General features: G+C 35.0%; 20 protein-coding genes. 8 read left to right on the forward strand and 12 right to left on the reverse strand.

The genetic code is table 11. The features are described from left to right. Complete coding sequence (locus J3U59_RS08175; protein ID WP_065634527.1) at nt 1-390, forward strand: DMT family transporter; 390 nt, start codon at nt 1-3, stop codon at nt 388-390. 75 nt (nt 391-465) lie between these two features. Here J3U59_RS08175 and J3U59_RS08180 read toward each other — a convergent pair whose 3' ends face one another. The 3 genes from J3U59_RS08180 to J3U59_RS08190 all read right to left on the reverse strand — a co-directional run bounded on the left by J3U59_RS08180 (nt 466) and on the right by J3U59_RS08190 (nt 3,874). Further along, the gene (locus J3U59_RS08180; RefSeq protein WP_267333871.1) at nt 466-1,338 is read right to left on the reverse strand and encodes an arginase family protein; all 873 of its coding nucleotides are present in this window, start codon (nt 1,336-1,338) and stop codon (nt 466-468) included. Next, on the reverse strand, nt 1,335-2,384 hold the full coding sequence (locus tag J3U59_RS08185) for a GNAT family N-acetyltransferase (protein WP_267333872.1): 1,050 nt from the start codon (nt 2,382-2,384) through the stop codon (nt 1,335-1,337). The genes J3U59_RS08180 and J3U59_RS08185 overlap by 4 nt, the downstream gene beginning before the upstream one ends. An 80-nt stretch (nt 2,385-2,464) precedes the next feature. Then, the gene (locus J3U59_RS08190; protein ID WP_267333873.1) at nt 2,465-3,874 is read right to left on the reverse strand and encodes an aspartate aminotransferase family protein; all 1,410 of its coding nucleotides are present in this window, start codon (nt 3,872-3,874) and stop codon (nt 2,465-2,467) included. Nucleotides 3,875-4,051: 177 nt separating this feature from the next. Here J3U59_RS08190 and J3U59_RS08195 point away from each other — a divergent pair, with 177 nt between their 5' ends. From J3U59_RS08195 to gyrB, 7 genes are all read left to right on the forward strand, one after another. Continuing rightward, on the forward strand, nt 4,052-4,801 hold the full coding sequence (locus tag J3U59_RS08195; protein WP_267333874.1) for a MipA/OmpV family protein: 750 nt from the start codon (nt 4,052-4,054) through the stop codon (nt 4,799-4,801). Nucleotides 4,802-4,931: 130 nt separating this feature from the next. Beyond that, nucleotides 4,932-5,840 carry a recombination-associated protein RdgC gene (locus J3U59_RS08200; protein ID WP_267333875.1) on the forward strand — a complete coding sequence of 303 codons (909 nt, stop codon included), beginning with the start codon at nt 4,932-4,934 and terminating at the stop codon, nt 5,838-5,840. Between the two features lie 192 nt (nt 5,841-6,032). Beyond that, the gene (gene ompA / locus J3U59_RS08205; RefSeq protein ID WP_267333876.1) at nt 6,033-7,136 is read left to right on the forward strand and encodes a porin OmpA; all 1,104 of its coding nucleotides are present in this window, start codon (nt 6,033-6,035) and stop codon (nt 7,134-7,136) included. Between the two features lie 161 nt (nt 7,137-7,297). Beyond that, nucleotides 7,298-8,656, forward strand: a complete 1,359-nt coding sequence (gene dnaA, locus J3U59_RS08210) for a chromosomal replication initiator protein DnaA (RefSeq protein WP_267333877.1) — start codon at nt 7,298-7,300, stop codon at nt 8,654-8,656. Between the two features lie 15 nt (nt 8,657-8,671). Next, nucleotides 8,672-9,775: a DNA polymerase III subunit beta gene (dnaN, locus tag J3U59_RS08215; RefSeq protein ID WP_267333878.1), complete on the forward strand. Its 1,104-nt coding sequence runs from the start codon at nt 8,672-8,674 to the stop codon at nt 9,773-9,775. Between the two features lie 52 nt (nt 9,776-9,827). Then, on the forward strand, nt 9,828-10,901 hold the full coding sequence (recF, locus tag J3U59_RS08220) for a DNA replication/repair protein RecF (RefSeq protein WP_267333879.1): 1,074 nt from the start codon (nt 9,828-9,830) through the stop codon (nt 10,899-10,901). A gap of 42 nt (nt 10,902-10,943) precedes the next feature. Continuing rightward, on the forward strand, nt 10,944-13,355 hold the full coding sequence (gene gyrB, locus J3U59_RS08225) for a DNA topoisomerase (ATP-hydrolyzing) subunit B (RefSeq protein WP_267333880.1): 2,412 nt from the start codon (nt 10,944-10,946) through the stop codon (nt 13,353-13,355). Nucleotides 13,356-13,492: 137 nt separating this feature from the next. Here the strand turns inward: gyrB and J3U59_RS08230 are convergent, their stop codons facing one another. From J3U59_RS08230 to J3U59_RS08270, 9 genes are all read right to left on the reverse strand, one after another. Next, nucleotides 13,493-14,977: a hypothetical protein gene (locus J3U59_RS08230; protein ID WP_267333881.1), complete on the reverse strand. Its 1,485-nt coding sequence runs from the start codon at nt 14,975-14,977 to the stop codon at nt 13,493-13,495. A 98-nt stretch (nt 14,978-15,075) separates the two neighbouring features. Next, complete coding sequence (locus J3U59_RS08235) at nt 15,076-16,464, reverse strand: VWA domain-containing protein (protein ID WP_267333882.1); 1,389 nt, start codon at nt 16,462-16,464, stop codon at nt 15,076-15,078. Between the two features lie 62 nt (nt 16,465-16,526). Further along, on the reverse strand, nt 16,527-17,009 hold the full coding sequence (locus J3U59_RS08240; RefSeq protein ID WP_267333883.1) for a hypothetical protein: 483 nt from the start codon (nt 17,007-17,009) through the stop codon (nt 16,527-16,529). Nucleotides 17,010-17,011: 2 nt separating this feature from the next. Beyond that, complete coding sequence (locus J3U59_RS08245) at nt 17,012-17,704, reverse strand: hypothetical protein (RefSeq protein WP_267333884.1); 693 nt, start codon at nt 17,702-17,704, stop codon at nt 17,012-17,014. After that, nucleotides 17,704-19,317 (reverse strand): SUMF1/EgtB/PvdO family nonheme iron enzyme, encoded by a 1,614-nt coding sequence (locus J3U59_RS08250; protein WP_267333885.1) that lies wholly within the window; start codon nt 19,315-19,317, stop codon nt 17,704-17,706. The genes J3U59_RS08245 and J3U59_RS08250 overlap by 1 nt, the downstream gene beginning before the upstream one ends. Continuing rightward, a complete protein-coding gene (locus tag J3U59_RS08255) occupies nt 19,274-20,497 on the reverse strand; it encodes an ABC transporter permease (RefSeq protein ID WP_267333886.1) in 1,224 nt (407 codons plus the stop codon). The genes J3U59_RS08250 and J3U59_RS08255 overlap by 44 nt, the downstream gene beginning before the upstream one ends. After that, the gene (locus tag J3U59_RS08260) at nt 20,490-21,218 is read right to left on the reverse strand and encodes an ABC transporter ATP-binding protein (RefSeq protein ID WP_267333887.1); all 729 of its coding nucleotides are present in this window, start codon (nt 21,216-21,218) and stop codon (nt 20,490-20,492) included. The genes J3U59_RS08255 and J3U59_RS08260 overlap by 8 nt, the downstream gene beginning before the upstream one ends. 5 nt (nt 21,219-21,223) lie before the next feature. Next, nucleotides 21,224-23,197, reverse strand: coding sequence for a vWA domain-containing protein (locus tag J3U59_RS08265; RefSeq protein ID WP_267333888.1), 1,974 nt, complete (start codon nt 23,195-23,197; stop codon nt 21,224-21,226). A gap of 14 nt (nt 23,198-23,211) precedes the next feature. Then, a complete protein-coding gene (locus J3U59_RS08270) occupies nt 23,212-24,222 on the reverse strand; it encodes a hypothetical protein (RefSeq protein WP_267333889.1) in 1,011 nt (336 codons plus the stop codon). Between the last annotated feature and the right edge of the window lie 91 nt (nt 24,223-24,313).

A 24,313-nucleotide genomic window follows, 5' to 3' on the forward strand; every position in this document is an offset into this window, starting at 1 on the left:
ATGGCACGATTTTATTTAATTGGCTTCACAGTATTACTCATCTTTGATACGATTGCACAATGCAGTTTTAAATTAGCAGCAATTCACGCTGAACCTTTAGCGATGAGTATTGATTGGCTGGTTCGCGTATTTACTAATCCATGGATCTATATATCAATTGCTGGTTATATTTTCACGTTTTTTACCTGGATGACCTTACTAAAAAAAGCACCAGTTGGACCCGCTTTTGCCGCTTCTCATTTTGAAGTGGTGACAGTTATGATCGCATCAATTTGGTTATTTAACGAGCCAATAACCTTATTTAAATTGATTGGAACAATATTAATTGTGTCAGGAATTGTGTTTTTAGCGATAGCTGAAAACAAATTAACTCAACAAAACAATCATTAAATTAAACCTAAATTATTCAATAAAGTGTAGGTGGTTTTCTATTAAAACAACTACACTTTCTATTCGATTTTTCAGTTATATAACTAATGCTTTTAACAAGGTCAAATTAAGTTGATGTTGTTCACTTTGCCAAGTTTGTAACTTATCAGCCGGTATGATGGGTTGTTTATCTAACGAACTTAAAAAGCGCTTAAACCAGTTCGATGGTTGCCATATTGACAATTCGCCGGTGATATCACTACCAATAACACGCTGTTTAATCGATGAAATAACATCCAATAGGTGGTAAGTCTGTAACTGACCTTGATCCCAATTGGTATGAATAACCTCTTCACTTAATACATCTTTATCAATCGATAAATAAACGGGTTCTGCATTGTGATACTGTTCAGATAAAAAACTCGCAATAAGATCATCTGGAGTAGAAAAATGCCGAAATGCATGACCTAAACCTATTTTTTTTGCCCATGACACATTAACACCTAGGCTCCAATAAGTGAGTTTTTTATGAAAAAGTGGTTTCCATCTATTTTCCCAAAAATGGCTAATGCCAATATCATGTGAGGTAATACCCAATACGTGCACCTGTTTCACAAACGGTAAGCTTGCGACATAACTGACCCATGAACCACAATGAATACCAAATAAGTAACGCATATTATCGGGATGATTATCAAAAATTATTACTTCAATGGGATTTTCTGCTGAGTAATATTTCGCTAAACGCGCAATCAATAATAGTGAGATATGATGATAATCCCCGCTTCCCATCAAAACTGTACCATAATGCTCAGGTAAAAATTGTTGAAGTTTTGCGCTAAATTGTTGAAATTTAGTTCGAGAGCATCCAAAACGCAGAGTCTCTTGCCAAGCAGTTAAATCTATTTTTTTAGCATCACTAATTTCACCGACACTTTGATCAAAGTCGAGAATTATAGGGCATTTCATGCTACTTTCTCCTTGTCACTTTCAAAGTGACCAATCAATTTACGTATTACCACTCTTAATAAAGGATTGCGGATATAAACTAAATGCTTTGTTAACGTAAATTTGGCACCAAGTGATGCTTTAACTTCGGGATCGGTCCAACCGGCAATATAGTGACTAAAGCCGTTTTCAACTGCATATTCAAGATTAACAAACCAGCTGACAAAATAGAGATTGAGATTTTGAGCTTGGGGGTAAACCATACCAATATATTTATCAATTAACATGTTATTGACCACGTAGCAGATATTGTAACCAATAAGTTCATTGTCATGATAATAAGTAAAAATACGTGTTTGAGCAGATTTGTTCTGTAATAATTGCACGAAAAATGGTTTAGTTAACAAATCAAAATGTACGTCGCTTTGCTGATAAACATTAAGATAAAGTTGATAATATTTATCTAAAACAGCATCATTAAAAAAACAGTCATCGCCACTATTTAAAACATTAATCTCTAGCTTTTGGCGAGATTTTAATTTCCGCCTAAAATTTTTTCGACGACTATATGAAAAACGTGAAAAAACTTCATCTAAGCTATCAAAATCTATAGGTAACCAAGCTAATGCTTGCCCTTCAACTTCAATAAAACCTTGATTTTTTAACGCCGATATAAATTCGGCAGAATATTGATTATCTTTATCACTCAATAAGGGGGAAGATAAAGGTAAATCTTTAACAATAACAAAAGGATATTCTTTGCTATAACTTGCTTTCAGGTTACCCGCTAATTTTTTTGCATCAACTTTATCATTGAGCATGCCATATTCAGAGACAGTTGTCCCAACAAAACATGTTTTAGGTTGTAACCAGTGCCGCCATTTTTTGGATAGTGGTAATTTTTCAATTTTATTTTTGAAATTATCATCAGCTGTTGTCAATAAATCGAACTTTGCTGAAAAAACAGGCACACCACCATCACTTAGCCAAGCAGCAAAATTATGTGGAGGATGATTTAAAAAATTGTCTATTAATTCATTAGGCTCTAACTGATTAATATATTTCATAACGATATAAATGTTAACTGTTTGAATTGAATAAGAGATCCCGCTAATAGCCATTAGCGGGAAAATTTAGAAATAATGGATTAAAGCTCTTTTTTAGCTCGAGTAATTAACTGATCCAGTAATTCAATACCTTGATCAATCTCTTGACGAGTAATGTGTAGCGAAGGGGCAAATGTAATTACGTTTTTGTAATAACCACCGATATCAAGCACTAAGCCCATTTTCGTACCTTTCCAATCAAGATCGCCTGACATACCAATGTCTACCATTTTATCAACCAAAGCTTTATTGGCTGTAAAACCATCATCAGTACAAATTTCAGCACGAAGTGCTAGACCTAAACCATCTACTTCACCAATCTCTTTGTGTTTTTTCTCTAGTGTTTTTAAGCCCTCAAGGAAATATGCACCGCTATCCATTACCATTTTTTCGTAATCAGTTTCAGACGTCATTTTTAACACTTCAAGACCAACGGCTGTACCTAGTGGATTTGATGCAAAAGTTGAATGCGTCGATCCAACAGGGAACACTTCAGGATTAATTAACTCTTCACGAGCCCACAAACCACCTAATGGATTTAAACCATTAGTTAATGCTTTAGCAAATACCACCACATCAGGTTTAACATCAAAATGTTCAATTGACCATAATTTACCAGTACGGTAAAAGCCCATTTGGATTTCATCTACAACTAATAAAATACCATATTGATCGAGAACTTTTTTCAAACCTTTAAAGTAATTACGTGGCGGAACAATATAACCACCCGTTGCTTGTAGTGGCTCAGCATAAAATGCAGCATATTCAGCTTGACCTACTTTTGGATCCCATACGCCATGGTATTCTGTTTCAAATAAACGCGCAAATTCAGCAACTAAATGTTCACCATACTCTTCAGCAGTCATGCCTTTTGGACGACGGAACGGATATGGGAATGGAACAAACATAGCACGATCACCAAAATGTCCATAACGACGACGGTAACGGTAGCTTGAAGTAATTGAAGAGGCACCCAGTGTACGTCCATGATATCCACCTTGGAAAGCAAACATCAGTGACTTACCGCCTGTTGCATTACGAACAACTTTTAGCGAATCTTCAATACATTGTGAACCACCAACATTGAAATGCACTCGACCTTGATAACCAAATCGCTGCTCCATACCTTGAGCAATGGTTTTTGCTAATTCGATCTTGGTTGGATGCAAATATTGGCTTGCACACTGTGGTAAGGTATCAATCTGTTTTTTTAGAACATTGTTTAATCGTTCATTAGCATAACCAAAGTTACATGCTGAATACCACATTTGTAAATCAAGAAAGGCTTTACCTTCTTTGTCGTACATGTAGCTACCTTCACAGCCATCGAAAATTTTTGGCGGTTCAACATAATGGACGGTATCACCAAAAGAGCAATATTTGGCTTCGTCGGCCAATAGAGTGACATCATCAGGGCGACTGTTAATCATTTCTAAAGTTGGTTTACTCATAATTTATCTCACTAATCCATATTCAAATACGATAAAATGTGGCATTATTATTCAAGAAATTTGTTTGTTACAATGTACAATTAATGTATAGATTTTGTGACCATTCTTTTTAGTTCAATCCAAAACAAAAATATTCGACCAGATAATGGCATTACAAATTTAATGGGTATAAAGAAAATGAAAAAATCGCGCTGCGCTGCTTATATATTTACATTAATGACTTTAGCATACATACCTATTGCTTCTGCTGATCCAACTTCTATTGGAATTGGAGCAGGTTGGGCAACGTCACCTTATAAGAGTTACAGCTCGAAACTTTATCCAGTTCCACATATTGATTATGATAACGGTGTATTTTTTATCGATGATTTATCTGCAGGTGTTTATGCATATCAGGCCAATGGACAAAGTCTTTCAATTGGTGCTCGCTATTTAGCTAATGAATTTAAACCTCATGATTCTGATAATCACCGCTTAAAACAATTAGATACTCGCCATTCTACTCTACTTGCAGAAATCGAATATTCAATTGATACTGACTTCGGCAGTTTTTCTAGTAGTGTTGGTACCGATGTTCTTAATGAAAGTAACAGCATTTTAGCTAATGCTGATTATAGCTTACCTTACCTAGAGGGTAATTTAGTTATAGTACCAACCATTGGTATCAATTGGGCAAACAGCAAACATAACGATTATTACTATGGTGTGTCTCACAGAGAATCATCTCGCTCTGGATTACGTTATTTTAATGCTGATAGTTCAGTAACCCCTTATGCTGAAATCGGCGCCCAATATTCATTAACGGATAATATTGCTACTTTTGGTGGTGTTCACGTTGATAAATTAACCGGTGATGCTGCCGATAGTCCAATGGTAGACAGCAGTACAATTACTTCTGTTTATATGGGATTATCTTATAAATTCTAAGTGTTTTGGTCTGTTTTAGAATTAAAGCTGATGATAAAACAATAGGTCAATCGTATTATTATCGTACGCTTTATTTACGACAATTATGGTAAAATAGTTATCCTAAATAAAACTTAGGAAGTGTAATAACATGCTTTGGTTTAAAAATGCCATTATTTACCAACTTAATAATGACACCTTACTAAATAAAGACACTATTGAAAAAGCAGTCAAATCCCAATTGTTTACACCCTGTGGTAACCTTGATACCACTAAAATAGGTTGGGTATCACCTTATCGTGATGATAACCAAGATAATTTAATTATTGATATCAATGGCCAATATTTACTACGTATAAAAAAAGAGACAAAAATATTACCTGCGCCAGTTATAAAACAAGCATTATTAGAAAAGATAGATAAACAAGAGCAAACATTAAGTAGAAAATTAACTAAAAATGAGAAAGCGACATTAAAAGATGAAGTCATGATTGATCTCATGCCTCGAGCCTTTAGTAAATATAATCACTATTGGCTTTGGATTGATACCAACAATAAACGTATCATTGTCGATAGTAGCAATTTTAAACAAGTTGAAGATATTTTAGCTATTTTACGTAAAGAGTTAGGTGCACTTGCCTTAACACCGTTATCAATTGATAAACCGCTAGAACAAATATTAACAACTTGGGCTAAAGAAAAACTTAGCTTTCCACCTTTTATATTAGGCGATCAAGCTGAATTGAAAGATCCGCTTGAAGGAAATGGCATTATTAGTTGCAAAAATCAAGACATCACTAGCGATGAAATGCTAATTCATTTTGATTCAGGAAAATGGATCACAAAAATGAAAATTATTGATGATAGAGGTGTGAATTTCATTGTACACAGTGATTTGACGTTAAAAAGAATCAAGTTTGATTCTATCATTTTAGATGAAAATGAAGATATTGGCTCAGATGAATTTGATAAGCGTCTCGAAGCTGATTTTATTATTATGTCAAATGTTTTAGCTAATACCATTAATGAGTTCACACTCGTGATTAACAAAATTATTTGATAATATTATTTAAATATTTTTTTAGTGTTGTATTATAAACTCTAGCTTTGCATATAAAGTATGCTATAATCACAAAAGATTATGTATAGCATAATTTACTTGAAGATAAATTATTATTAGTTTATTTCAAATAAACTTAAATAAAAACAAACTAAACAACGTCTATAACAACATATAAGTTGAGGCAAGAAAATGAAAAAAACAACTCTAGCTCTAGCAATCGCAGTTGCAAGCTTAACAGCTACTGCAGCTAATGCAGCATACGAAGACAACACTTTTTATACAGGTGCTAAATTAGGTTGGGGAGAACTTTATAGCTTAGATGCAAATAAAGTTAAAGGTGCTGATTTTGTTGGCATCAGTACTGCTGATCGTAGCAACGTTGCTGGCGGTGCATTCGTTGGCTTCCAAGCTAACCCTTACTTAGCATTTGAATTAGGTTACGACTGGCTAGGTTCAGCTAAATATAAAAGATCATTTGGTTTTCTAGGTAAAAGCTATGATTTAGGTCACAGTAAAGTATCTGCACAAGGTGTATCTTTAACTGGTAAATTAAGCTATCCATTATCATTCATCTCTGATGATTTAGATGTTTATGGCCGTGCTGGTGGTATGGTAACTATCGCTAAATGGAAAAATGGTGGTGTGTATAAAGACGTTTATGGTCATGGCGGCACTAAAACTGATGTATCACCAGTTTATGCATTAGGTCTTGATTATCGCTTCGACGAAGACTTCTCTACTCGTTTAGAATACCAATACACTCAACATATTCATACTAAAAGTGATGCATCACCTGATTCAGGCTTGTTAACTTTAGGTATTACTTACCGTTTAGGTTCTCCAGCAGTTGCTGCTCCAGAAGTTGAAGTTAAAACTCAAGAAAACCGTTATGTGTTAAACGAAGATGTTCTATTTGCTTATGCAAAAGCTGATTTAAAACCAGAAGGACGTCAAGCACTTGATAACCTATTAACATCTCTTGTTAAAATTAACCCAACTCAAAGTGCAATCGTTGTAATTGGCCATACAGACCGTATTGGTTCAGACAGCTACAACCAAAAACTATCTGAACAACGTGCACATTCAGTAATGAAATACCTAGTAGAAAAAGGTGTTCCAGCTGATTTAATTAGTGCTCGTGGTATGGGTAAATCTCAACCAGTTACAGGTACTAAATGTAATGCACTTCGCGGCGCTGACTTAAAAGCATGTTTAGCACCAGATCGTCGTGTTGAAATTGAAGTTAAAGCACGTAACGTTAAAGAAGTGAAAGTGATCGACTCAACCAATTAATTTTGATTGACCTAATCACTAGAACCCGGCTGATGCCGGGTTTTTTATTTATAAGATTTGGTTAGTAACTAAATAATATATCACCTTCGATCTATAAATTACCCACAAAAAAGATTATAATCAGTTCTGTTTTGTTAGTAATTATAATTAAAGGGGTTATTGTGCCTACCGCTATTTGGCAAGATTGTCTTTCTCAATTACAAGAAGAACTTCCGACAACTGAATTTAATTTATGGATTCGGCCATTGCAAGCGGAAATGGTTGATAATAAACTTTACATCTATGCCCCAAATAGATTTGTGCTCGATTGGGTTCGAAATAAATATCTCACAACCATATCACAACTATTAAATAAACATTTTAATAATGATTCTTTGAAGTTATATCTTGAAGTTGGCTCTACTTTATCAATTGATAAAAAAGTCAAAAAGGAACAACCGAAAGCTGATCTGGCTCCGGCATGGAAAACAACTAAAGAAAATAATAGTAATTATAATTATCATTCAGGAATCAATCAAAAACATACTTTTGATAGTTTTGTAGAAGGTAAATCTAACCAACTTGCTGTCGCGGCGGCAAAACAAGTGGCAGAAAACCCAGGTAAAGCCTATAACCCATTATTTTTATATGGATCAACGGGTTTAGGTAAAACACATTTATTGCATGCAGTTGGTAACCAAATAATTGAAGAACAAAATAATGCAAAAGTTGTTTATATGCATTCGGAACGATTTGTGCAAGATATGGTCAAAGCATTACAAAATAATGCTATTGAAGAATTTAAAAATTACTATCGATCAGTCGATGCGTTATTAATTGATGATATCCAATTTTTTGCCAATAAAGAGCGTTCACAAGAAGAATTTTTTCATACTTTTAACTCATTATTAGAAGGTAATCAACAAATTATCTTGACATCTGATCGCTATCCGAAAGAAATAAATGGTGTTGAAGATCGTTTAAAATCACGTTTTGGTTGGGGGCTAACAATAGCAATAGAACCACCAGAGCTTGAAACTCGCGTTGCAATACTAATGAAAAAAGCAGAAGAAAATCATATAAAGTTACTTGAAGAAGTAGCATTTTTTATTGCTAAACGCTTACGTTCTAATGTACGAGAACTAGAAGGTGCATTAAACCGAGTCATTGCCAATGCTAATTTTACAGGTAAAGCGATAACGATTGATTTTGTTAAAGATGCGTTAAAAGATTTACTCGCATTGCAAGAAAAACTTGTGACTATTGAAAATATTCAAAAAACTGTGGCGGAATATTATAAAATTAAAGTATCAGACCTATTATCTAAACGCCGCTCTCGCTCTGTAGCAAGACCTCGTCAAGTTGCGATGGCATTAGCTAAAGAATTAACCAATAAAAGTTTACCTGAAATTGGTGATGGATTTGGTGGCAGAGATCACACTACCGTTTTACATGCATGTCGAAAAATTGCAGAATTAAAAGAAGAAAACAATGATATTAAAGAGGATTATTCCAATTTAATTCGAACATTATCAACTTAAAAAAGAATCAACATTATGAAATTTATTATTGATCGCGAAAAACTTATCAAACCACTGCAACTTGTCAGCGCACCTTTAAGTAGCCGTCCAACGTTACCCATTTTAGGTAATTTATTATTACAAGTGAACGATAATACTTTATCAATGACAGGCACCGATCTTGAAATCGAAATGATTGCGCATTTACCTTTAACTGAAGCAAATGAACCGGGTGCAACAACAGTTCCAGCAAGAAAATTCCTCGATATCTGTCGAAATTTACCCAATAATGCGCAAATTTCGATAACCGTTGACGATAATCGATTAATAATTCAATCGGGTCGAAGTAAATTTTCCTTAGCGACCTTACCTGCTAGTGATTTTCCTAATTTAGAAAATTGGCAAAGCGATGTTGATCTTGCAGTTCCGCAAAAAACAATAAAACGACTTATTGATGCTGTTCAATTTTCAATGGCTAATCAAGATGTAAGATATTACTTAAATGGTATGTTATTTGAAATTGAAGACGGTCTATTAAAGACAGTTGCAACTGATGGGCATCGTTTAGCCGTTTGTGCTCAACCAATTGGTCAAAATATTGCTAGCCCTTGCTCAGTCATTATGCCAAGAAAAGGGGTGATAGAACTTGCAAAATTAGTTGCCGATAATGAAGAACTGATTAATATGCAAATTGGTAATAATAATTTACGCGTTAATCTTGGCGATTTTACCTTCACTTCAAAACTCATCGATGGTAGATTTCCCGACTATAAACGCGTATTACCTAGAAACCCAGATAAACCACTTGAAGTATCCTGTGATGAATTAAGAAATGCATTATCTCGCGTGGCAATTTTATCCAACGAAAAATTTCGTGGAATAAGATTATACGTACATAATGATCAGATAAAAATTACGGCCAATAACCCAGAACAAGAAGAAGCAGAAGAATTAATTGATGTTAAATATCAATCATCAGAGCTCGAAATCGGCTTCAATGTCACCTATTTATTAGATATATTAAATACTCTAAGATGTGATAGCGTACAACTTTTATTAACTGATGCAACATCCAGTGTTCAAATTGAAGATATCAATGATCAATCTGCCACATATGTTGTCATGCCAATGCGCTTATAATCATAACTTCTCTTAGCTTCTGATCCCAGTCGGAAGCCTTATTTTATACTATATGACAATTTCACAAATCAAAATTCATCATTTTCGTAATATTGATCATGCCGAGTTATCGTTATCTCGGCATTTTAACTACATTATTGGTGATAATGGTAGTGGAAAAACTAGCCTACTTGAAGCAATATACATGCTTGGACATGGCCGGGCATTTAGACATATTCAATCCAATCGAATTATACAACATGAACAACCTGAATTAATTTTATTTAGCCAAATTGAATCTGCCAATCAACAAACACGCACAATTGGCTTATCAAAAACACGCAATAATGAAAACAAAATAAAAATTGATGGTGATGAAGGTTTTCGGCTCACTGATTTAGCAAAACTATTACCTATTGAACTCATTACGCCAGAGGGTTTTGATTTACTCACTGGTGGTCCTAAATATCGACGAGCTTTTATCGATTGGGGCTGCTTTCACCATTACCCTGAATTTGTCTATCTTTGGAACAATTTAAAACGATTATATAAACAGCGTAATGCGTTATTAAAACAATCTTATAACTATAACCAACTATTACCTTGGGATAAACAGCTAGTCCCGGTTGCTGAAAAAATAAGCCAGATTAGAGCGGATTATACTCAACATATTTTTCCAAAAATTATAAAAACCTGTGTAGATTTTCTACCTGAATATCAATTAAATTGCCTGTACTATCAAGGTTGGGAACACAGCAGTGATTATGCAGAAATACTTTACAAGCAATTTGAACGAGATAAATTACTTAATTATACCTCGCTAGGTCCACATAAAGCAGATATCAAATTGCGAGTTGACAACATTCCCGTTGAAGATCTTTTATCACGTGGTCAGTTAAAACTACTCATGTGTGCTTTACGTTTATCACAAGGTGAGTATTATTCAAAACAAACCGGGCAATCATGTATTTATTTAATTGATGATTTTGCTTCTGAACTTGATAACAATAAACGAAATCTATTAGCAAAACGTTTAAAACTTGCAAATTCACAAGTGTTTATTACAGCCGTTAACCGAGACCAAATAACCCAGATGATCGATGAAAATGATAAGATTTTTAACATAAAATCTGGTATAATTTCATAATTGTACGAAACGATAAAAGAAATTAAATAGGTCAAAAAATCCATGTCTAACTCTTATGATTCATCTAGTATTAAAGTGCTTAAAGGGCTTGATGCAGTCCGCAAACGTCCTGGTATGTATATTGGAGATACCGATGATGGAACAGGCCTTCATCATATGGTTTTTGAAGTCGTTGATAATGCCATTGACGAAGCATTAGCAGGTTACTGTAACCATATCGAAGTAATCATTCATCCTGATAACTCTGTATCCGTTCGTGATGATGGACGCGGTATTCCAACGGGTATACATAAAGAAGAAGGTATCTCAGCAGCTGAAGTCATCATGACTGTTTTGCATGCTGGTGGTAAATTCGATGATAATTCCTATAAAGTATCGGGTGGTTTACACGGTGTTGGTGTTTCGGTAGTTAATGCTTTATCTGATAAATTAGAACTTGTCATTTATCGTGAAGGAAAAATACACAAGCAAACCTATCATTTAGGTGTGCCAGAAGAACCGCTTAAAGTTATTGGTGAAACCACTGAATCAGGGACTTATGTTCGTTTTTGGCCAAGTCCAAAAACGTTCACCAATATTGAATTTGTCTATGAACATTTAGCAAAAAGGCTACGCGAACTATCATTTTTAAACTCTGGTGTTTCTATTAAACTCATTGATGAACGTACAGGTAAAAGTGAGCATTACCATTATGAAGGTGGTATTAAAGCATTTGTAGAATATTTGAATAAGAATAAGAATCCAATTCATCCTAAAATATTCTACTTTAGTACCGAAAAAGATAATATTGGTGTTGAAGTTGCATTGCAATGGAACGATGGTTACCAAGAAAATATCTACTGTTTTACTAATAATATTCCTCAACGTGATGGTGGTACCCATTTAGCCGGTTTTCGTGGTGCTATGACTCGTACACTAAACAATTACATGGAAAGCGAAGGATACAGTAAAAAAGCAAAAATTAGTGCCACCGGTGACGATGCACGTGAAGGGCTTATTGCTGTCGTATCTGTCAAGGTTCCCGACCCTAAATTCTCATCACAAACAAAGGACAAATTGGTTTCATCAGAAGTTAAATCAGCAGTGGAATCGGTTATGGGTGAAAAGTTAACCGAATACCTACTTGAAAATCCTTCTGATGCGAAAATTGTTGTCGGTAAAATTATCGATGCAGCCAGAGCGCGTGAAGCAGCACGTAAAGCACGTGAAATGACTCGACGCAAAGGCGCATTGGATTTAGGCGGTTTACCTGGCAAACTTGCTGACTGCCAAGAAAAAGATCCTGCTTTATCTGAACTTTATTTAGTGGAAGGGGACTCTGCGGGCGGTTCAGCCAAACAAGGACGAAACCGTAAAAACCAAGCAATTTTACCATTAAAAGGTAAAATTCTAAATGTTGAAAAAGCTCGCTTTGATAAAATGCTCTCTTCTCAAGAAGTCGCAACATTAATTACAGCATTAGGTTGTGGGATTGGTCGTGATGAGTATAATCCAGATAAAATGCGATATCATAGCATTATCATCATGACCGATGCCGATGTCGATGGTTCACATATTCGCACATTATTACTCACGTTTTTCTATCGTCAAATGCCAGAAATTATTGAACGTGGTTATGTTTATATCGCACAACCTCCACTCTATAAAGTTAAAAAAGGCAAACAGGAACAATACATTAAAGATGATGATGCAATGACACAATTTCAAATTGCATTAGCATTAGAAGATGCCTCATTACATGTTAATGATCATGCACCAGCACTTGCTGGCGAAGCGCTTGAAAAACTGATTGCTGAATATCAAAAAGTTGAAAAACTCATTACCAAAATGGAACGTCGTTACCCTAAAGCGTTACTTTCTGAATTGGTTTATCATGATGTTTTAGATGAAAGTATTTTACAGAATCAACAATCAGCACAACATTGGGCTAAAACCATTATTGATAATTTAGCCAGCAAAGAACAACACGGTAGCAGTTATCGCTATTCAGCAGACTACAACGATAAAACACAATTATATGTGCCAATAATTAAAGTAAGAACACATGGTGTTGATAATAACTATGCATTAGATCAAGTGTTTATTCATAGTAATGAATACCGTAATATTTGTCATTTAGGTGCGCAATTAAAAGGTTTACTGGAAGATGGTGCTTTCATTCAACGAGGTGATCGCAAACAGCCAGTTAACTCATTTGAAGAGGCAGTAGATTGGTTAATTCGTGAATCTCGTCGTGGTTTAACCATTCAACGCTATAAAGGGCTTGGTGAAATGAACCCAGAACAGTTATGGGAAACAACAATGGATCCAACCAGCCGTCGAATGTTACAAGTGACCATAAAAGATGCAATCGAAGCTGATCAGCTGTTTACTACCTTAATGGGAGATGAAGTTGAACCACGTCGCTTATTTATTGAAGAAAATGCGCTAAAAGCGGCTAATCTTGATTTTTAACAGCCTATCAGCCCTATTACAGATAACAAAAAACCAGATAAACATCTGGTTTTTTTATAGTGATTAATAGTGATGGCTAAAGCAAATTAGCCTTATTTTGTAAGATAAGTTAATGCCTTAATACTTTATTATTGTCTTTATTGGCAAACAGGTCTATTTATTTTCAAATCAGACACCGCATTGTTCATCTGTTTAATCATATCTTTTGGACTCTGAGCGATATAGACCTTCCCTCCTGTCATATCCGCAACACAATCAATTTTATGTTCGCCTGCTATATCGACAATGTTAATTTTTAATTTTGGTTTCTGCGTCGAAATATAATTCGCTAAAGTACAAATATTATTCCTTGAACAGCTATCTTCACCATCACTGATGATCAAGATATAATCATTACGATTCACACCATCTAACATACTACTCGCTTTTTCAAGTCCACTATAAAGTGGTGTTCCACCCCCACCTGCACCTGATGGATTAAGTCTGGTGATATTATTTTTTAAAATACTACGACCAGCATAATCATAAAATTGCGTAAAATTTGCCGCCGGACAGCGATTTAACGTGACAAGCGATATACCAATATTGGGTTGTATTTTATCGATACTCGATAACGCTACGCTTTTACTTGTCGATAAACGACTGGGTAAACGCGTCATTTTTTTCTGATAATCAACTTTTTCCTGTTCGGACATATTACGAGGATAACCATAAGACAGGTATTGAAAAAATTGCTCAACTTCTGCTGGCGATTCAGCTAAAGTTGCAGTCATCGATAGGGAATTATCAAACACAATAACCATTTTCGATGGATTTGGATTGTTCTTTATCTCATCTTGAGTGATACAATTAGGCGGATTTTTAACCTTAGGTTTTGGTTTAACTTTGGGTACTTCTTGAGTATTAATGATAGGCTCTGGCTCTATAGCAGGTACGGGATCAGGTTCTGGCGTAGCGACAACTTGCGGCGCTTTCGGAGGTTCCACTACCGGTGCCGGCTTAGATACAGGTTCAGGTTTATTGACTAATACTGGCGGAATAATAATTAACTCAGGTACAGATTGCACCTTGTTTTCTGGTGAAGATGGATAAAAAATGTACCACAATAGGCTCAATAATCCTAGTAATAGCAATGCCAAAATTAACCAGTACCACCAACGCCAAAATGATTTTGAAACCGTAACAGGGGGAATAACCGGTTGCGATAAAACGGGTTTTGCTAGATCGAAAATAATAATGGGTTCATCATTAATAACAAAAATTTGATTGGCTAAATTTTTTATTCTAGGCAACCATAAAGCTACCAATTTTTGTTGTTCATCATTTAAAGGAATTGATTTAATCGCCGTTTCAATATCATTAATTCGCGTGGTTAATGTATCTTTTATTTTTTGCTTATGCGATTCATCTGCAACATGATCAATTAATATCGGTTGCCCTTCAAGATGAGTATACCAACCTAAATAGTCATTGTTACTCATAAGTTTAGGTATAGCAAAAATAGAAAAAGTGCGTTCTGTCAAATGCGGTTTTAACAACGATAACATTAAGGAGTATTGCTCCAATAAAGCCAACTTAGTTGAATCATTATGATCAATTGAAATCCGGGTTATTCGTTGCATTATTCACGCATTTCCTTCTATTTTGAACGTATAATAAACAAGCTATTAACTCAAGGCTGTTTTTATCAACAACATCAAAAATTTATTATCGCTTTACACTACTCACAAATCGGTTTACTAATATTCATATCAGACACAGCATGATTCATTTGATTGACAATTTCTGTTGGATTTTGTGCAATGTAAACTTTACCACCAGTACTTTGAGCAACACAGTCAATTTTATGTTGCCCTGCAATGTCGACAATATTAATTTTCAAACGTGGTTGCTTAGCCGCTATATTACTCGCTAAGGTACAAATATTACTTTTAGTACAATTATCATCACCATCACTAATAATTAAAATATAGTCATCACGATTTACGCCATTAAGTAATTTACTGGCTTGTTGTATACCACTATAAAGTGGCGTTGCGCTGTTATATTCTAACGGATTTAATTTATTGATTTTATTTTTTAACTTTGATCGATTAGTATAATTATAAAATGATGTGGTTTGAGCGACAGGGCAACTTGTAAGTGTCACTAATGCGATATCAATATTTTGCTGTATTTTATCAATTGTGGATAGTGCCACTTTTTTACTACTTGATAAACGATTAGGTAACCTAGTCATCTTTGCTTCATAAGCGTTGGCTTGACTTTCTGACATGGAATTCAAATTAGTTTTTAAATATTGATCTATTGCGGATTTTGACTCCATTAATGTCAATGTCATTGATGCTGAATTATCAAATATTATTACCATTTTAGAGGCGTCATTATTATGGGCGACGTCTTCTTTTCGAATACAATTTTTAGCTACTGGCTCAGGCACAGGTTGCGGAACAACAGGTTCAGGCTCTTTCGTCGGCGGTTCAACAACAGGAGCTGGTAGCTTGTTAACTAACACAGGCGGAATAATTATTAACGCCGGAATAACATCAGGCTTTTTATCTTTATTAAATGGGCAAAAAAAGTACCCTAACACACCTAAAAGTCCTAATAGCAATAATGCCAACAATAACAAATACCACCATCGCCAAAATGATTTTGGGGCAACCACAGGAGGAACCGGCGTAGGTTTGGGTAAAATTGGTTCTTCAAAAGAATTAACAATGACAGGTTCACCATTAACAATATAAATTTGATTACCTAAACTTTTAATTCTTGGTAACCAAGACGAAACTAATGTTTGTTGCTCACTATCTAAACGCATTGACTTAACGGATAATTCAATATCGTTGATGCGTGTTTGTAACGTTTCAGTAACTTGTTTCTTCACGAGCTCATCATTAACATCACTCAGTGAAGTAGGCTGTCCTTGAAGTTCGGTGTACCAACATAAATATTGATTATCATCAATTAATCGAGGTATCGCGAGAATTGAAAATGATCGCTGAGTTAAATTGGGCTTTAACAACGATAACAAAGAATTATATTGATCCAATAAAGCCATTTTTTGTGAGTCATTATGGTCAACTATAACCCTTGCTATTCGTTGCATGCGCAATATATTCCTTAATTTTAACTTTTCAAATAAATAATACTGTTCAAGTTTTCAGATAGCTAAATATTTAGTGCTTTCTGTAATTGTTGAAGTTTTTTATTTAATTTATCCAGTTCGACCTGTTTTTCTACTTCTGATTTGTTTGATTTATTTACTTGATTATACTGTTGCTCAATGTCATTAACTTGTTTTAATAAATCGTCACGACCTTTCGCTTTTGCTTTTATTTCGCTCGTTAATTTAGACAGATCTTGCTTTAACTTCTGCTGCTGAGCTTGTTTCTGTTTTACACTCAACGTAGTATCGTTTTTCTGTTTTTCGATATTTGCATAAATCTCTTTAAATTGTTGATTAGCCCTTTGTTCGTTCTCAAGAATTTGTTTTTTCTGATCAATTCTAGCCTGATAATTACCGGAATAATTGCAACTTATTTTATCCATAATACCGATATTAGTATTTTTAGGATCACATTGTTCTGGAGTTGTAGAACAGCCGGCGAGTAAAGCAAGCGATAAAATAGAGATAAAAGATATTTTTTTCATAATTAACCAACCTTAACAGCTGAGCGTTGTTGAGTAACTAAATTCACTTGTTTTTCAAGTGCTGCTATTTGTTTATGTAATTGACCGATTTCTTGATCCAATCTAGTGACGTTCACACCGGATCGTTGTTCCTGAACAGACAGGTTAACCCAATCATTTTCAACTTTCTTAATTCGTTTTAATTTATCATTTAAATAAGCAATATTCGCGTCGATTTGAGTTAACTCTTTCTGAGCCTGCTTTTTATTGACACTTTCGCTTTTTATTTGTTGATTTAAAGCGTTAAGCGTAGCTAAATTTCTATCCACAACATCTTTAGCACTTCGTGTAATTGATTGCACTTCTGCGGTGTTTTGTTGAACATCTTGAATATAGGCATCAATGCGCGCCTCAGCATTAGCATATTCTGCTCGTTTTTTATCCAGATAATAATTTCCGCCCATCATTACTCCACAACCAACAGCGGCAGAAGCAAGGCATGCAGCAGGTTTTCCACCTAATAACACACAGCCAAGCCCACTAATACCTGCACCTATGGCACAAGATTGCCATGCAGATTTACTAAAAAATTCAGCAGTTGAACCTTTAGTTAATTCAGGATCGACATTTTTTGTACTCGCTCCGCCAGATGTAGATTGACAACCTGCCAAAACTAGAGAAATGCATAAAGCAAGTGTACCTATCATTTTGTTCATTATTTCTTTCCTTTTATCTCATTACAAGATTGCAGCCAAGTTGTTCTTTCAATCTTACCAGACTCAATATATTGATTAATATGTTGTAAATAAAGTTTTAAGTAATCACTCATATTCGCTTTACCACTGTTTTCTAAAATAAATTGCGTGGGCTTTGCTTGCTCATCAAGAGTATTTTTTTCATAGTTTGATGCGGTATTAACAATGGTGTCAGCATAATATTTTAAAATAAAGTCTCTGGCATTTTTCGACTCATCAAGAACGTGTTTTAAATTATTGAGTTTTTCGGGTGAACACACACCGTCATTATTAACATTTTCTGAATCTTTTGTTTCACAAACTTCATTATTTATGGTGTTATATAAATTATTATTATATTCAAATTTACTATTTAAGTCAGAGACATTTGCACACAAAAAAGCGCCTAACTGTAGCGCGGATTGAATTGAGCGGTTTCGCTGTTCGTCGCGAGCTTGATTGGCACTACGTAAAAGGGTATTTAGTTGATTGAGTTCTTTTTTAGTCTTTTCATCTTCGACTTGTTTAGTGATTTTTTCAAGCTCACTCACCACATTTTGTTTTTGATTTTCTTCGGCTTCTGAGCCTAATTCATTCCATTCTTTGTCTAATTCTTTGATAATATCGCTACTAGACATCACTTCAGTTGTATAGACCACTCGAAAACCGACATCCATACTTTTATAAGCACCTTTATCATCGTAATACGGTTTTTCAATACGAAAAGCAGTGGTGATTGACGATTCAGGTGTCAAATAACTGCCGCCTCTAACCGTCATACCACCAGGTTGACCATGATAACGATCAAGTTTATTCATGCGAAAAGAATCAAACATCATTTCGCTAGCATTGCCTAACATATCATAAAGATCAATAGGATTAGGCTGTAAGCGTCCAATAAGCTGTAATTTACCATTGGCTGATTTTGCACCAGAAAACCATGCATAATTTTCTAAATTTGCCGTCATTGGGAAACGCATTTCACGGAACTCAGAATCTGTCACTTTTGACCCTCCACGAGCTGCATATTCCCATTCGGTATTATTAGGTAGACGGATATAACCTTTCGGTAAGGTATTAGCGTTAATCTTCGACTGATTTTCAATCAACCAACGATTATATTTATCAGTAAAAGCAACAGCATCAAACCAACTAATGTTGGTAATAGGAAAGGTAAGTGCTAGTTTTGCTGTGGGGCAAGTATCACTCATGACAGCTTGATATTGCAAAGCGGTTATTTCATATTTGCCAATCAAATAATAACGCTCTTTTCCCTTTTCAGAAAAACTACCAGAAATATAATTGGGGGTTGCATATTCGGCAAAACCGAGCTCTTTTTGATTACTGCCTAAAATAACTTTAATATCATCTAAAGGCTTATTCGTTGGTGTATAGATTTTTTTCATTACCAAACTACCATCACATGGCATAGGCAAAATAACATCATCTTTTGCTGGTTTTGGATTGAAAAAATTACTATTCCAAGGTTCAGCATAGCAACTTAACGGAAATAAACTGATAGTTAATCCCCAAAAAGCAATTTGTTTTAAGTTACGCTTCGCGTAAACTTTCTGCTGGTTGGATCTTAATAGCACGTCGACCTCCTATGGCTACAACGACACCTGAAATAACTATACACAACAAAAATGCAATGATAAGGTGGTAAAATTGTAAGCGACTTACAATTGGTTGTGAAATCAAATTTTTACCTAACACAGCATTAAAGGCATAATTGCCTAATAAAAATAACACAAAGGAAACGAAAAACGCCAAACAACTCAAAATAACGGCTTGATTGATTAAATACCCCATTATCGCTTTGGATTGGAAACCAAGTAATCGCATAAAAGCAATATCTTTGCGCTTACGTTCAATATTTGATAGAAACGAACCCGCAAACGATAAAATACAACCTAGTCCTGCGGTTATTGCAATCACGCTAAAAATAAAATTGAGTACCCGATCAATCGCCTTAACATTTTCAATGACATTAGACTGCGTGCGTGTTTCGATGTTCTTTTCTCTTAATTTAAACGACAATGGTGCTACGTTATCTAACGAATTGGCATAAATGCGAGCCCTTGCAAATAATGAATGGGGTGGCGGATTATTTTTACCGGTATTAGTTGCAAATAATTCACTTTGATAGCCATCATAAAAATTTTCCATTGCAATGAGTAAATCTAAACTGACAAACGCAGCAGCACGACTATAGCGATTGTCAGGAATAATACCTTTGACCTCTAATTCAATTGATCCTTTCTCGAACTTGCCATCTAATTGACGGGTAATAAATAATTTTATATGACTACCCACAGTTACTTGCAATTTTTCCGCTGATAATGCACTTAATAAAATTTGAGTTTTATCATTAATAGAAGGCAAATCCTGTGTAAGCGGATCGCCACTCGCTGTAGGAATAATTTCAGCACTGCTCACAAAGTGGCTTGAATCTTTGACTAGATCGGCTTGAGTATTAAGCGAACGCGTTAAAGGAATCACAAAGCCAGTTTCAGGTTGTTTTTTTATCCAGTCAAACATGGCATCATCCAGATTTAAATTACCCACAATCTTTATCTCTAAATTTTGTGGATCATTAAGTAGTTGCTGCCGTAGCTGCGAAACTACGCCATATTTTAAGCTGAACAATAACAATAATGGTGTAATGACCGATATGACCGATGCGATAATACAAAATGAGACTTTTTTGTCGTACCATAAATCAGACAATGATAACCGTATGATTAGCAACCATTTTAATATCATTTTACTCATCGACGCATACCTTGCTTTGTAATGGTAAAAAAACTGATGATTGTGGAGAGTTTAATTTGGCCGATAAAGTAAATAAGCCTTTACTTGCAATACGTTGCCAATCATGCGTAACAATCATCGCGGCAATATTATCTTGTTTTGCCTGTTCAATAATCAAATCAAACAGTAAATTGGCGTTATATGGATCTAACGCTGAAGTCGGTTCATCAGCGAGTAATAGTGCTGGTTTATGAATAATCGAACGAATAAACGATGCTCGTTGCCTTTCACCAATTGATAACTGCTTAGGATATTTACTGAGTAAATGTGCAATGTTAAGATTGTCGACTAAATAATCGAATCTTGACATATCAACGGGTAGCTGAAGTAATTTAAGCGGTAATACAATATTTTCCCGAATAGTCAAAAACGGCAGTAAACCACCAGTTTGTAACATAAATCCTAAATAACGAGCACGAATAATCGCTAACTCATCGATATCATTACGGTGAATTAATTTAGCTATATCAATATCGCTATTATCTAAAACTAATTTATAACAATCCAGCTCATCAGGTTTTAAAATCATGCCAATCATTTCAAGCAACGTACTTTTACCCGATCCGCTATCGCCTTGTATCACGACAACTTGCCCTGCGTTTAATGATAGCTCTGGCAGGCAAACGTTGAAAAAAGATTTGCCTGTAGAGCGAGAGATGGCTAATTGCTTTATTGTTAACATGAGCTTTACGGTAACATTTCTAATGGGATAGGGTAAACATTATCACGAGGATCACTACCTTCAGCTAATGAAATCCAACGATCAACATCGGCATTACATTTCTGATAATAACGAATTTTGCTATTAAGATTACGAATAAATTTTTCTTGTTCAAGTCCACTCATGCTTTTCCAAGTATCTTGATCCAGTCCAGTAACATCACTTTTATAAGGAATATTATCCAAATATTCGCCAAGCAAACCTAAATCAGCAATTTTGGTAACTGAATCTGATTTTAGTTTACTTGGATCTTGCCCCATAGCTGCGGCAACAGAACGTAATTGTGAAAACATATCATCAGAAGAAATCAATCCATCATTAGCTGCATTAGCAATTTTACTAACCACATCACTTAAGTCACTCAATTGCGACTTAGTTAATAAAATCCGAGGCTCTGCTGTTGGTATTGTTGGTTTAACAAAATCTTTATCCGCAATCCACGCTTTAAAAACTGAAGGGGCTTTCGTTCCATTGGTATCACCTAAATAAGCAAGCTGCATTGCTTTACTCAATAATAATGCATCTTTTAGCATATCCGAATCATCATCTTTAGCATTAAGTGCATTACCTACAGATGCTTCACCTTTATATGCTAATTTCACTTGTTCAGACAACGCATCAGCTAATAAATCAACTTTCTTACCAAATTCTTGAACATCACCAGCATTAACAGGGTAATAAAGTGATTTATGAATAAAATCATTGTAGGTTAAATCAGAATATTGCGCGGCAGCGACTTGATGATCTTTTTCACCACTTGGTGTTTTTAAATGCAGTGCATAAATAGCAACACCTTTATGCTGAGCTTCAAGCCTTAATTGTGCAGCATCCATACCGGTGCTAGACAGTTTATCGTCACCAGGAATGGCACTAGCATCAGTAATTAAAATCATATATCGCGCGCCAAAACTATTCCAATTGATATCATTTAGCGCTTGTGCAACACCTGCATAAGAATCTTCTGCAAAATAAGAAGTTGAAACAGTCGCTTGCTTGAGTGAAGCACTTAATTTCATGAACTCTTCTTTATTTTGAACTTTATTAGGATCAACAAAAATTTTAGAAACAAACTCCAATTTATCAGACGCTTTTAAACTAGAACGGAACGATACTAAACCAAATTTAACCTGATTTTGTAAGTGTTCCTTTTCAATATGTTGATAAACACGTTCAACTGCCTCTTTGGTTCTTGAAATATAAGGATCCATTGATATGGTTGAATCAATGACAAAAACAATTGCAGCTTTAAATGGTACAACTTGATTGGCCGTATTATCATCCGAGCTTTGGTTATTAGTGGAGTTAGAATTAGTGTTATTTTTAACCAATTTATCTTGTTTACTCACTGAAGCGACTTCTAAAACTCGCTCATAAAAACCTTTACCATTCATCACCTCTTCACCTTGTAAAATAGGTAATAAATAAAAGTTTGTTTTAAAATCAATATACGCTTTCGGCTCTTGCGCCACAATTTCAGGCGTTGCTTTATCAGCGTTTAGTGAGTCTCGAATGGGTTTTAACAAAGTTTCGGGCTGATCTGAATCTACAATTTTGGTTAAAGCCGCTTTATCTTTAAAAAATAATAGAGGATCACGATCAACTGGATTGGTAAAAACCAATGTCATTTGCATATTCCATGCTATTGCACAGGAATTATTTATCCAACCTACAGTATTACCATATGAATCAGGTCCAATACTAAGCCACTCTTGATTATTATCTGTTTTTCGTTCATACACATAATACCGAGAAAAAGCAGGTAATGTAGCGCCTGTTGGATCCGTAATATTTTTTTTCAATTCACAAGTTGGGGTACTTAGCACTCGTTGATAAAGTGTTGTTTTACCCTCTTGTTTTAGTGGTTCAGCAGCTAAACTTATCAACGGCATACAGGCAAGCGTTAGACTGATAACTAATTTTGAAACGGCTATTTTTTTCATACCTGTGTTCCCCATTATTTTTGTAACTCGTCTAATCGTTCTTTAGCTAATGTATTATTCGGATCACGGTCTAACGCAGTTTCATACCAATAACTTGCTGTACCTTTATCTGCTTTAAAACAATTATTTGCTTGATAAAATTTTTCGTCATACTCTTTAGCATAAAGGAAAGCAATCTGACCATTTTGCTGGGCTTGATTTGCATATAGACGCTGAGCAATATTACATTTATCCGCCTTTTTTGCATCATTAATTAACTGGATAATTGCCTGAGTATCAGGCTTGGTTTGTAAACACTGTTGAATAAAAGCCAGATCGTCAGTTGTGGTATTATTTAAACTGCATTGCGCATTAACTTGAGCTGTAGGTTCGACAGGTTGTGTTTTTTGAAACACTAAAAAATACCATGCAGCTAGGCCAAGACCAGCTAAAATCAATAGAACAATGATAATGGTGATAACCAAGCCTAATTTACTCTTCGATTTTTTTAACTGAGGAGTCTGAGCAATCTCTGGTTCAATTACTGTTTCGACGTCAAGTTTAACCGGCTCAATAAGGTCATCATTTTGCGTCTCAATGTTGGGGGTTTGTTCAGGCTCTTCAGGTAGTTCAACAAGTTCGGTAAGTGATTTGGTTTCAACCGATGGATTATCTAATGGCGGTTGAACAACATTTAATGCTGTTGAAGCAAGTACATCTTCGGCAATACTAACAACACCACCATCAATATAACGTTGGTTTTGTTTGTCGCGTAACTGTATTAGAAATCGTTTGGTATTGTCCTGAGATAATAACGAATCAACTAACCATTCACTCACATAACCACTAATTTGTTGATTATCTACTGACAAATCGGCTATTGAATGCCAACACTTTTCGGGTCCCCATTGTTGCAAACCAGATAAATAATAACCATCTTGATTACGCTGTATAAGCATATCGATATCGGCACTACCATTCCACTTTTTTGCCGAAAACTTCGCAATTCCAGGTTTATAACCTTCTAATTCAATTCTTAATGCCATAGTACCCTCTATTTCGCCTCCTAATCACCAAGCTATTTTGTCATTCAGTAATCAATAACAAAACTTTCATTTAAAATCAGGAAGATCTAAT

The organism is Gilliamella sp. B3783 (assembly GCF_026536125.1).
In the GTDB taxonomy this organism is placed as follows: domain Bacteria; phylum Pseudomonadota; class Gammaproteobacteria; order Enterobacterales; family Orbaceae; genus Gilliamella.

Coding starts and splice junctions, on each gene's coding strand:
- recF (WP_267333879.1), top strand. CDS start 9,828: ATGACAATTTCACAAATCAAAATTCATCATTTTCGTAATATTGATCAT.
- J3U59_RS08230 (WP_267333881.1), bottom strand. CDS start 14,977: ATGCAACGAATAACCCGGATTTCAATTGATCATAATGATTCAACTAAG.
- J3U59_RS08265 (WP_267333888.1), bottom strand. CDS start 23,197: ATGAAAAAAATAGCCGTTTCAAAATTAGTTATCAGTCTAACGCTTGCC.
- J3U59_RS08260 (WP_267333887.1), bottom strand. CDS start 21,218: ATGTTAACAATAAAGCAATTAGCCATCTCTCGCTCTACAGGCAAATCT.
- J3U59_RS08235 (WP_267333882.1), bottom strand. CDS start 16,464: ATGCAACGAATAGCAAGGGTTATAGTTGACCATAATGACTCACAAAAA.
- J3U59_RS08175 (WP_065634527.1), top strand. CDS start 1: ATGGCACGATTTTATTTAATTGGCTTCACAGTATTACTCATCTTTGAT.
- J3U59_RS08245 (WP_267333884.1), bottom strand. CDS start 17,704: ATGAACAAAATGATAGGTACACTTGCTTTATGCATTTCTCTAGTTTTG.
- gyrB (WP_267333880.1), top strand. CDS start 10,944: ATGTCTAACTCTTATGATTCATCTAGTATTAAAGTGCTTAAAGGGCTT.
- ompA (WP_267333876.1), top strand. CDS start 6,033: ATGAAAAAAACAACTCTAGCTCTAGCAATCGCAGTTGCAAGCTTAACA.
- J3U59_RS08195 (WP_267333874.1), top strand. CDS start 4,052: ATGAAAAAATCGCGCTGCGCTGCTTATATATTTACATTAATGACTTTA.
- J3U59_RS08240 (WP_267333883.1), bottom strand. CDS start 17,009: ATGAAAAAAATATCTTTTATCTCTATTTTATCGCTTGCTTTACTCGCC.
- dnaN (WP_267333878.1), top strand. CDS start 8,672: ATGAAATTTATTATTGATCGCGAAAAACTTATCAAACCACTGCAACTT.
- J3U59_RS08255 (WP_267333886.1), bottom strand. CDS start 20,497: ATGAGTAAAATGATATTAAAATGGTTGCTAATCATACGGTTATCATTG.
- J3U59_RS08200 (WP_267333875.1), top strand. CDS start 4,932: ATGCTTTGGTTTAAAAATGCCATTATTTACCAACTTAATAATGACACC.
- J3U59_RS08190 (WP_267333873.1), bottom strand. CDS start 3,874: ATGAGTAAACCAACTTTAGAAATGATTAACAGTCGCCCTGATGATGTC.
- J3U59_RS08180 (WP_267333871.1), bottom strand. CDS start 1,338: ATGAAATGCCCTATAATTCTCGACTTTGATCAAAGTGTCGGTGAAATT.
- J3U59_RS08270 (WP_267333889.1), bottom strand. CDS start 24,222: ATGGCATTAAGAATTGAATTAGAAGGTTATAAACCTGGAATTGCGAAG.
- J3U59_RS08185 (WP_267333872.1), bottom strand. CDS start 2,384: ATGAAATATATTAATCAGTTAGAGCCTAATGAATTAATAGACAATTTT.